This window comes from Myxococcus xanthus (genome assembly GCF_013116825.1).
Lineage (GTDB): Bacteria > Myxococcota > Myxococcia > Myxococcales > Myxococcaceae > Myxococcus > Myxococcus xanthus_B.
In genome coordinates this window covers 19,496-28,948 of sequence record NZ_JABFNS010000120.1, presented here as the reverse complement: position 1 = coordinate 28,948, position 9,453 = coordinate 19,496, and the positions used below count along the sequence as shown (strand labels likewise).

Annotated in this window: 10 protein-coding genes; 1 reads left to right on the top strand and 9 read right to left on the bottom strand. The window is 69.1% G+C overall.

From position 1 onward, the window contains the following. The 9 genes from HNV26_RS28450 to HNV26_RS28410 all read right to left on the bottom strand — a co-directional run. Positions 1–520 (bottom strand): MXAN_2562 family outer membrane beta-barrel protein (locus tag HNV26_RS28450; protein WP_171452912.1); only part of this gene is annotated, 520 nt, incomplete at its 3' end. Beyond that, positions 517–1,422 (bottom strand): MXAN_2561 family MXYO-CTERM-anchored protein, encoded by a 906-nt coding sequence (locus HNV26_RS28445; RefSeq protein ID WP_253817140.1) that lies wholly within the window; start codon positions 1,420–1,422, stop codon positions 517–519. The genes HNV26_RS28445 and HNV26_RS28450, both read right to left, overlap by 4 nt. Positions 1,423–1,547: 125 nt before the next feature. Beyond that, on the bottom strand, positions 1,548–2,582 hold the full coding sequence (locus HNV26_RS28440) for an aspartate-semialdehyde dehydrogenase (RefSeq protein WP_171443947.1): 1,035 nt from the start codon (positions 2,580–2,582) through the stop codon (positions 1,548–1,550). Positions 2,583–2,634: 52 nt separating this feature from the next. Continuing rightward, the gene (gene tsaB, locus HNV26_RS28435; protein WP_026113974.1) at positions 2,635–3,372 is read right to left on the bottom strand and encodes a tRNA (adenosine(37)-N6)-threonylcarbamoyltransferase complex dimerization subunit type 1 TsaB; all 738 of its coding nucleotides are present in this window, start codon (positions 3,370–3,372) and stop codon (positions 2,635–2,637) included. 11 nt (positions 3,373–3,383) lie between these two features. After that, positions 3,384–3,887 (bottom strand): septal ring lytic transglycosylase RlpA family protein, encoded by a 504-nt coding sequence (locus HNV26_RS28430; RefSeq protein WP_171443948.1) that lies wholly within the window; start codon positions 3,885–3,887, stop codon positions 3,384–3,386. 7 nt (positions 3,888–3,894) lie between these two features. Next, positions 3,895–5,526 carry an RIP metalloprotease RseP gene (rseP, locus tag HNV26_RS28425; RefSeq protein ID WP_171443949.1) on the bottom strand — a complete coding sequence of 544 codons (1,632 nt, stop codon included), beginning with the start codon at positions 5,524–5,526 and terminating at the stop codon, positions 3,895–3,897. Positions 5,527–5,610: 84 nt separating this feature from the next. Then, positions 5,611–6,441, bottom strand: a complete 831-nt coding sequence (locus HNV26_RS28420; protein WP_171443950.1) for a phosphatidate cytidylyltransferase — start codon at positions 6,439–6,441, stop codon at positions 5,611–5,613. After that, a complete protein-coding gene (gene uppS / locus HNV26_RS28415; protein ID WP_011552625.1) occupies positions 6,438–7,229 on the bottom strand; it encodes an undecaprenyl pyrophosphate synthase in 792 nt (263 codons plus the stop codon). Before uppS ends, HNV26_RS28420 begins: the two co-directional genes overlap by 4 nt. A gap of 165 nt (positions 7,230–7,394) precedes the next feature. Further along, a complete protein-coding gene (locus tag HNV26_RS28410; RefSeq protein ID WP_171443951.1) occupies positions 7,395–8,348 on the bottom strand; it encodes an SDR family oxidoreductase in 954 nt (317 codons plus the stop codon). Between the two features lie 126 nt (positions 8,349–8,474). Between HNV26_RS28410 and HNV26_RS28405 the strand changes: the two genes are divergently transcribed. Continuing rightward, complete coding sequence (locus HNV26_RS28405; protein ID WP_171443952.1) at positions 8,475–9,452, top strand: helix-turn-helix transcriptional regulator; 978 nt, start codon at positions 8,475–8,477, stop codon at positions 9,450–9,452. Position 9,453: the final 1 nt, after the last annotated feature.

The following is a 9,453-nucleotide window of genomic DNA, read 5'->3' as shown; positions in this document are numbered from 1 at the left end:
TGTGTATAAGAGACAGGCCCCCCACGGCCTCCGTGTCCGTGCCCTTGAGGATCGACCACGGCGTGTAGATGAGCCCCAGCTTGCCGTAAGGCACCAGCGGGATGCCCCACTCGAAGGCGGCGTAGTCGAACTTGTAGAAGGCGTTGAGGCTCAGGGGAATCAGACGCAGCGCGGTGCGCTCCGCGGCGTCCGAACCGGAGGCCAGCTTCGCCGTTCCGTACTTCTCGCCGTAACCCGCGGAGAAGCCCACGCCCGCCGTACCCACGCCCTGGTAGAAGAACCGCTGGAGCTCCACCTCGAACGTCAGCAGCGACTCGCCGCCAAAGTAATCCTTATACGGCGTGCCAGTGAGGCCGGGCTCTTCGTCGATGAGGGGCTTGTAGCCACCCATGCGGAATTGAATGCCGCCCGAACGCGGCGAGCGCAGCGAGACTTCCTCCTCCACCACTACCGTGTCCTGCCCCCAGGCGGGCAGCGTGGCGAGCAGCGCCACGACTCCCAGGGCCGATGCCCGACTCATGACCGCTTCCTCCTCGATGACAGCCAGACTCCGAGGGACGCCAGCATCGCGTATCCCGTGATGCCACCACCCGCCGCGGCGCAACCACCCGTCTCCGCGCCGCCAGCTCCGAGGTACCCACCGTAGAACCCATCACTCGCGATGGGCGTCCCCGTGGCGATAGGCGAGGGCTCGCTTCGGTTGGCCGCACCATCGATTGCAATCGCGCGGACGGCGTACTCGACGCCGTTCTCGAGTCCCTCCAATCGGAAGACCGTGTTCGCGATGACCTGCTCACGCGAAGCCACCACCTTACCGGTGCCCACACTGCCGTCCTCGCCCTGGACGAGTTCGAGGGCTTCCACCACCATGCGCGTCGCATCACTCGGAGCCTTGACGGTGGCACTCAGCGCGCCATCCAAGCCGGATACACTCGGCGCCTCGGGCGTCGAGGGCGGCTCCGGGTCATAGGTGAAGTCGATGGTGGGACTCCCAATCGAGCTGAGGGAGTCCTGGCACGACGTGTTGAAGTCACTGATTCTGCGCTTGGTGGACGCACAGAGCCGGAAGGACTTGGTCGTGGTCTGCGACTCGCAAGTCGCGCCACTTCGAGCCAGGGCCCGAGCTGCGCTGAAGGTCAAGGTCCCCTTCAGCGTCGTGGTATCCGAAAGCGGGATGTCCTGAAGCGGGAGGTCCGCGGCCGCGGGTTCGCGGGTGCAAGAGGTGTCATTCGATAGCCAAAGGAAGAGCGTGTCACAGAAGGCACCCGCCCGTGTCCAAGTCACGGTTCGGTCCGCCGTGCAGCTCTGCGGGGAAACGACGATTTCGTCGTTCTGGATGACGTTGCCCGTGTCTGAGAACGTCACGGTCTGCCCCAGGGCAGTCGACGCGAAGAGCAAGAGGCCAACGAGAGTGAGGCGCATGGGTACGCCCAGGCTAGCAAGCGGGAGGCCACATGAAATGCCTTCCCGTCCGCTGGGCATCACTCCGGGAGGGCCGTCCCGCCGCGCCAAACAGGCAGGACGGCCACGGAGGCTTTGCCAAATTGTCAGGCGGGGCGCTCGGCCAGGCGGAGCCCGGCCTCCACCAGGTTGAGAGCGGCGCCCCGGCTGGCGTTGTCCACCGAGGCGAAGAGCGTCACCCACTCCGGCGCCTGGGGGAATGCGCGCACCCGGCCCACATGAACCGCCGGGTCGGACGTGACGAGCATGGGCATGGGGTACACACGCTCACCGGGCACATCCAGCACCTTCAAGGCCCCGGACGTCTTGAGGGCCGCGCGCACCTGCTCCACCGGGCCCGCCTTCTTGAGCTGCACGTTGAGGGTGAGGCCATGGCCGTAGAAGGTAGGCACCTGCACCGCCGTCCCGGCGATGACGGGCACATCCCCCTTGGACGAGAAGAGCCGGGCCGCCTCCAGCGTCCAGCCGCCCTCCTCCTCCGTCCAGGGTGAATTCACCATGAAGCCGCCTACCTGGGGCACCAGGTTGAACCCCACGCGGTGGGGAAAGGCGTGCGGCTCCGGCTCGCGGCCCGACAGCAGGTCCGCTGTCTGCTTCTCCAGCTCCGCCACGCCGCGCACACCCGCGCTGGACGCCGCCATCAGCGCCGTCACCTGCGCGCGCGCCACGCCGAAGGCCTTCCGCAGCGGCTCCACCACGTGCACCGCGGCGGTCGTCACCGCCCCCGGCAGACACACGATGCGGCCCTTGAAGGTGAAGCCCGCGCCCAGCACGTCCGTGTTGAAGCCCGGCAGCACCAGGGGGACGTTGCCGTCACCTCGGAAGGCACTGCTGGCGTCCACCACCCACGCGCCCGCGGCCTGCGCGGCCGGAGCCAGCGTGCGAGAGGCCTCGGCGGGCGTGGCCAGCAGCACCAGCTTCACACCCCGGAAGGCGTCCGGCGTCGCCTGCTCCACCTCGAGCGAGTCCTCGCCGTACTCCACCTCCATGCCCTTGGAGCGCTCGGAGCCGAAGACGCGCACCTGTTCAGCGGGCACGTCCTGCGCGTACAGCGCGGCGAGCACCTCGCGGCCCACCACGCCCGTCGCGCCCACCACGCCAATCGTCAAGTCGTCTCTCATGGCGCGTCCTTTACGCCACCGGAGGCCGGGAGCGCGAGCACCACGAGGCGGCTCAGTCTTCCTTCAACCGTGCGGTGGGCGCCGGCCCGGGCAGCGGCGGGAACTTCGGGTTGCGCTCCGGCTCGGAGGCCCGCACGTAGTGCGGCTCCATGGCGAAGAGCGCCTCCAGCGACTGCGCTTCCGGAAAGCGCGCCAGCTGCGCCAGCGCCACCGCCGACGGGAAGGTCGGCGCCGCCAGCAGCCGGTGCGGCGCCACGCCCTGCGACTCCAGGGCGGCGCGGTAGTCCACCAGCGCGGGCCCCAGCGCCACGGCCCGGGGCTCGGCGGCCATGCGCGCGGCCACCTCCGCGGGTGACATGGCCGTCTCCGGCTCCAGCGGCTCCACCGTCCCGCCCTGGCGCACGTAGGCCCCCAGGTACAGGTCGTCCTTGCGCGCCACCGCCAGGCAGTACAGCGGCACGCCCTCGGGGCCCTCCAGCGCCACCGCCGCCAGCGACGAGGCCCCGGCCACCTTCAGCTTCGTCGCGTAGGCCAGCGACTTCACCGTCGCCAGGCCGATGCGCAGCCCCGTGAAGGAGCCCGGCCCCAGGCCCACCACCAGCCCCTCCAGGGCGGGCAGCGTGGCGCCATGACGTTCGAGCAGCTCTCCGACGATGCCGGGCAGCAGCTCGCTCTGCTTCCGCGGCGGCCCCACCACCACGTGCTCCAGCGTGCGCAGCGCGCCATCCGGCGCGCGCTCCACCAGGGCCAGCGACAACGTCAACGTCGAGGTGTCCAGCGAGAGAAACATGGGACGGCTCACTACACCGGCGCGGCCCACATTTCCTGCGGAATCTCCGACACCCGGTCCTCGCAGCGGTACAGCCGGACGCGCACCACGCCCTTGTCCAGCATGTCCAGCTTCCGGGCGGCGCCCTTGGACAGGTCCACGATGCGCCCGTCGATGAAGGGCCCCCGGTCGTTCACGCGCACCTTCACCGCGCGCCCGTTCTCCATGTTCACCACGCGCAGGCACGAGCCGAAGCGCAGCTTGCGGTGCGCGGCCGTCATCGCCTCCTGGTCGAAGCGCTCCCCGCTCGCGGTGGGCCGCCCGTGCAGGCCGGGGCCATAGAACGAGGCCAACCCTTCGCCCAGGTACGAGCGCGGCATCTGCTCGCGCCGCGCCACGCCGGGCGTACCACCGCGGGACTTCGGCGACTTCGACGGGCGGACGGGTTCCTCCACCGGGTCGGGCCTGGCCGCGCGCGAGGCGCACGCGGAGGTGAAGCCCAAGCAGAGCAGTCCGGCAACGGCGATTCCTCGCATACGCCCTCTAGCGGGTGATGTCGTTGGTCACGGCCAGCAGCATCAGCAGGACGAGCAGCGCGAGCCCCACCATGTTGGCCACCTCGCGGACGCGAACAGGGATGGGGCGGCGGCGAATTCCCTCCCAGGCGGCGGAAAGCAGGTGGAAGCCGTCCAGCACGGGGATGGGCAACAGGTTCATCACGCCCAGGTTGATGGAGATGAGCGCCATCAGGTGGAGGAAGCTGTCCAGGCCCTGCTCGGCGCTCTTCGACGCCAACTGGTACATCATGATGGGGCCGCCCACGGTGTTCATCGGCACCGAGCCCACCAGCAGCCCGCCGAGGACCCGCACCATCTGCCCGACGATCTTGGGGACGATGAGCGCGGCCTGCTTCAGCGCGGCGCCCGGCCCCAGGTGCACCGTCACCTCGTCCAGCACCGGCATGTCCGCCGCGGAGAGCACCCAGTTTCGCACGCCCAGGACGATGGGCGAGCTCGCCGTGCCCATCTCGTCCTCCGTCTTCAGCGGCGCCTGCGCCAGCGTCTCCGTCCGCTCGCCGTCCGCGCCCCGCCACGTCAGCTGGAAGGAGCGGTCCTTGAGCGCGTTCAGCTTCGAGGAGAACTTGACGAAGGACTCCGGCTTCTCGCCATCCAGGGCGATGATGCGATCTCCAGGACGCAGGCCGCCCTTCTCGGCCGCGCTCCCCGGCGCAACGGTGGCCAGGTACAGGTCGGACGTCTCCGCGCCCACCGTCGCCAGCCCCACACCCGGCTGCTTCGGCACGGTGAGCTTCAACACGGAGGGCACCCGCCCCGTCACGACGCCCGCCGCCACGGAGTCCATACGCCGGAGGGTGAGCTCCAGGGGCGTCCCCTCCGCGTGCTTGTCCATCTCCTGCTGGAAGCGCGCTTCCGTCTCCACGCTCACGCCGTTGACGGCCAGGATGCGGTCGAAGGTCCGCAGTCCGGCCTGCTCCGCCACCGAGCCCGGCGGCACGCCGACGATGGGCGGCTTCGACACGGCCTCCACGCCAATGGAGCCACGCTCCACCGTGTCAATGGGGGACGTCTCCACGTTCTTCGTGGGCGTCACATCCAGCGTCAGCTTCTGGCCGTTGCGCTCCAGGACGATGGGGACGGGCCGCTCGAAGCGGCCGACGAACGCCTCCCGCATGTCGTTGAACGTGCGCACCGGCTCGCCATCCACGGACAGGATGCGGTCCCCAGGGCGGATGCCGGCGGCCTGCGCGGGCATGCCCTCGCTCACCGTTCCCACGTAGGTGGAGGTGGCCTGGTGCGGGCCCAGGAAGACGAAGAAATAGACGAGGATGGGGAAGATGAGGTTGAAGGCCGGCCCCGCCAGGACGATGAGGCCGCGCTTCCATGGGGGCTGCGCCAGGAAGCCCCGGCTGGCCTCCTCCGGGCTGAGCTCCTCGTGGGGCATGTCCCCCGCCATCTTCACGTAGCCGCCCAGCGGCAGCAGGGCAATCTGGTACTCCGTCTCGCCCTTGGTGAAGCCGATCAACTTGGGTCCGAAGCCGATGGAGAACTTCAGGACCTTCACACCACAGGCCTTCGCCACCAGGAAGTGGCCAAGCTCGTGCACCGTGACGAGCACGCCGAGCAGAATGACGAAGAACCCGATGTTTTGGAGCATGGGCGCAACAGTAATCGTGGGCGCCCAGACGGACAACGCGCAACCGGGCCCGCCGAGCAGACGGGCAGCCGAAAGGGGCGGTCCCTAGGGCAGCAGGCCCCGGACGAATTGCACGTAGACGAACACCAGGGGCGCGTTGAACAGGAGCGCGTCGATGCGATCCAACACGCCACCGTGCCCGGGGATGAGGAAGCCCGAGTCCTTCACCCCGTAGGCCCGCTTCAGCATGGACTCACACAGGTCGCCCACCGGCCCCAGGATGCCACCAGCGATGCCCAGCAGCACGCAGTCCCACACCGTGAACACGGGGAAGAAGAACTGCCGGGCAATGAACATACCGCCCACCGAGCCCAGCATGCCCCCGAAGAAGCCCTCCCACGTCTTGTTGGGGCTCACCTCCGGGTAGAGCTTGTGCTTCCCCAGGAACCGCCCGAAGAAGTAGGCGGCGGTGTCATTGGCCCAGGTGATGACCAGCGCGCAGATGACCCAGGCCAGGCCGTGGTCGGGCAACAGGCGCAGCGCGGACACGGCCGTGAGGCCCACCGCGCCGTAGAGGAAGCCGTTGACCAGGTGCGCCGTGCGCGTGGGCGCATCCGCCAGCGGTCCCTTGAAGAGGTGGTAGATCCACGCGAAGAACGCGAAGACGATGGTGAGCCAGAAGGCCGTCTCGCCCGTGCGCGCCGCGTCCCGCAACGGCAGGAAGGGCAGCACCGCGGCGAAGGCCATTCCGACCCAGGAGGCCACCGTCAGGCGCTTCTGGACGATGAGATAGTACTCACCCACGCACGCGGCGGCGGCGGCGCCCAGCAGGGCCGCGCTCCAGTAACCGCCGAGGAACAGCAGCAGGAGGACCAGCGGCAGCAGTGTCACCGCGGAGACGACGCGGATGACGAGGTTTCGGTTCTTGTCGTTCACGCCTTGGCCTGCTGAGGAGCGTCCTCCCGCTGCACCTGCGCGGACGTGAGGCCGAAGCGGCGCTCACGCTGCTGGTACTGCGACACGCAGCGGAGGAACTCGTCAGTACGGAAGTCCGGCCACAAGGCGTCGGTGAAGCACATCTCCGCGTACGCCATCTGCCAGAGCAGGAAGTTGGACACGCGCAGCTCCCCGCTGGTCCTCACCATCAGGTCCAACGGGGGCAGTCCCTGCGTCCAGAGGAACTGCTCGAAGTCGCTCTCCTCCAACCGTCCCGCCGCCAGTTCGCCACGCTCCACGGCCTCGGCCAGCCGCCGCGCCGCGTGGAGGATCTCCTCACGCCCGCCGTAGGACAACGCGAGCGACAGCACCATGCCGGTGTTGTGCGCGGAGTCGGCCCGGAGCCGGTCCAGCGGATCACGCACGTAGCGCGGCAGCCGGTCCACGTCTCCAATGGCGTTGAGGCGGATGCCGTTGTCCAGGATTTCGGAGCGCTCGCGCTCCAGATACTCCCGGAGCAGGTCCATCAATCCGGCGACCTCTTCCGCCGGACGCGCCCAGTTCTGTGACGAGAACGCGTAGAGCGTCAGCGCCTGGATGCCCAGGCGGCGCGCGGTGCGCGTCACTTCACGCACACTCGACGTCGCCTCCCGGTGCCCCTCCAGCCGGGGCAGCCCTCGGGACTCCGCCCATCGCCCGTTGCCGTCCATGATGATGCCCACGTGGCGCGGCATCGGCCGGGCCTTGACGGCTTGTTCCAGGGTGGAAATCACTGAAGGGCGTTCCATGAAGCCGCGCACCCTAGCGATGCCGCCGCGCGCCGTCCACGGGCGCGTGCCCCAACCGTCACGGTCGGCCCCTGACTGGTCGCCCGGTGGCGGTGGGTGGCCGCTCCCTGTCAGAGCGCACGCGCCATGTAGGCACAGGTAGGCAGTCATTCACTCGGCGGCCTCTCAGCCCAGGGGCCAATCCGGGCTGGCAATCTCCATGGGGCCGTCGTGCCAGGACGTGTAGGCGTCCTCGTCCGCGACCCGGTACGGCCTGCCGAAGGCGCGCGCGAAGTAGTCGCCCCAATGCGGCTGGGAGCCGTCGGCGTCCGTGAAGCCGTACTCGCGGGCCAGGGCCCAGGAGCTGAAGACGCGGCCGGCCTTGGCGCCCACGTTCGGATCCGCCGCGAGCGCCGCCACCGCCCGGCCCACGTAGGCAGGGCTCTCCGAGGCGATGAAGTGCGGATCCTTCGCCGCGCCCTCGCGCCAGTTCGCTTCCGTGACGCCGAAGTTCTCCAGCATCTCCTCGGAGCGGAGGAAGCCGGGCGTCAGCGCCAGCGCGGTGACCTTCGTGCGGCGCAGCTCCCGGGACATCCCGAAGGCGAGCCGGATGACAGACATCTTCACCAGGTCGTACCAGAGGTTTCCGCGGTAGCCGAACGAGTCTCCATCCGTGATTTCGACGATGAGCCCCCGCTCACCGCCCAGCATCAGCGGCACGGCGTGGCGGCTGGTGAGCAGGTGCGTGAAGACGGCGCGCTCGAACATCTGCTGCCCCTTCGCGGCGGACTGTTTCCAGAACGCCGGGCCGAACTCGGTGAGTCCGTCGCCGCCCCAGATGTCATTCACCAGGATGTCGAGCCGCCCCTGCTCCCGCTGGATGCGCGCGCAAAGGGCTTCGACCTCCGATTCGACGGAATGGTCCACGCGGACGGCGATGCCCCAGCCACCCTTGGCGTCGACGATTTCGGCGGTCTCCTCGATGGTCTCCGGACGCGAGCCCGTCGCGGGCCGTCCTCGCACGCTGCGCCCGGTGCAGTACACGGTGGCGCCCGCCTCTCCCAGCATGGTGGCGATGCCACGCCCCGCGCCTCGGGTGGCTCCAGCGACCAGGGCGATGCGTCCTTCGAGTGGCTTCATGGTGGGCACTCCTCCTAGCCCACGGGCGACCGTGGACCGCAGTGGCTTCGTGTTCGCACCCTAGGCAGGGAATCTTGACATCCCCTGTCATGATTCCCCGTCTAGACTTCGCTTTGGAACCTGCCCATGCGCGCCGACCGACTCGTCAGTTTGACGCTGCTCCTCCAGACACGCCCGAAGATGACGGCGGGCGAGCTGGCAAGGGAGCTCGATGTCTCCGAACGGACCATCCACCGGGACCTGGACGCGCTCTCCGGCGCGGGCGTTCCCGTGTACGCCACCCGAGGCGCCGCGGGCGGCGTGGCGTTGATGGAAGGCTGGCGTACCCAACTCACGGGCTTCACCCGGGCGGAGCTGCATGCACTGGCGGCCGTGGCGGCACCGGGGGCCCTGGATGACCTGGGCCTGACGTCGGCGCTGCGTTCGGGCCTGGTGAAGATGGCGGCCTCTCTGCCCGCACTCCAGCAACCCGCGCTGGAGTACGCGCGCCAGCGGCTTCACGTGGATGCGTCCTCGTGGTTTCCAGCACGCGAGGCCGTGCCTCATCTGGCGACGCTGCGCGACGCTGTCTGGCAGGACCGCCGCGTGTCGCTGACGTACCGGGACTTCGAGGGCAAGCCGAGCCGCAAGGTGGTGGACCCGTACGCGCTCGTCATCAAGGCGGACCGTTGGTACCTCGTCGCGAGCACGGGCGAGGATGAACCGCGTGTGTATCGAGGCTCGCGTGTGGACGGTGCACGGATACGCATGGAGACCTTCATCCGGCCGGCGCGCTTCGACCTGCCCGCGTTCTGGAAGGCGTGGTGCTCACGCTTCGCGGAGAAGCGCGGGCAGTACGAGGTCACGCTGCGCTTGACTCCGGAGGCGCTGGAGGCGCTGCGGAAGATCCGGCCGCGAGCGGAGGGTGCACGGCTGGATTCCGCGCCGTGCTCAGCGGATGGGCGCAAGACGGTGGTTGTGGACTTCGAGCGCGAAGCGATTGCCTTCAGTCAGATCTGCGACGTCGGCTCGGGATTCGAGGTGCTCGCGCCGGAAGCACTGCGAACGAAGCTCCTGAAACTGGCGGCGGGCATCCTCGACACGCATCGAAGTGCCACTCCTTGAC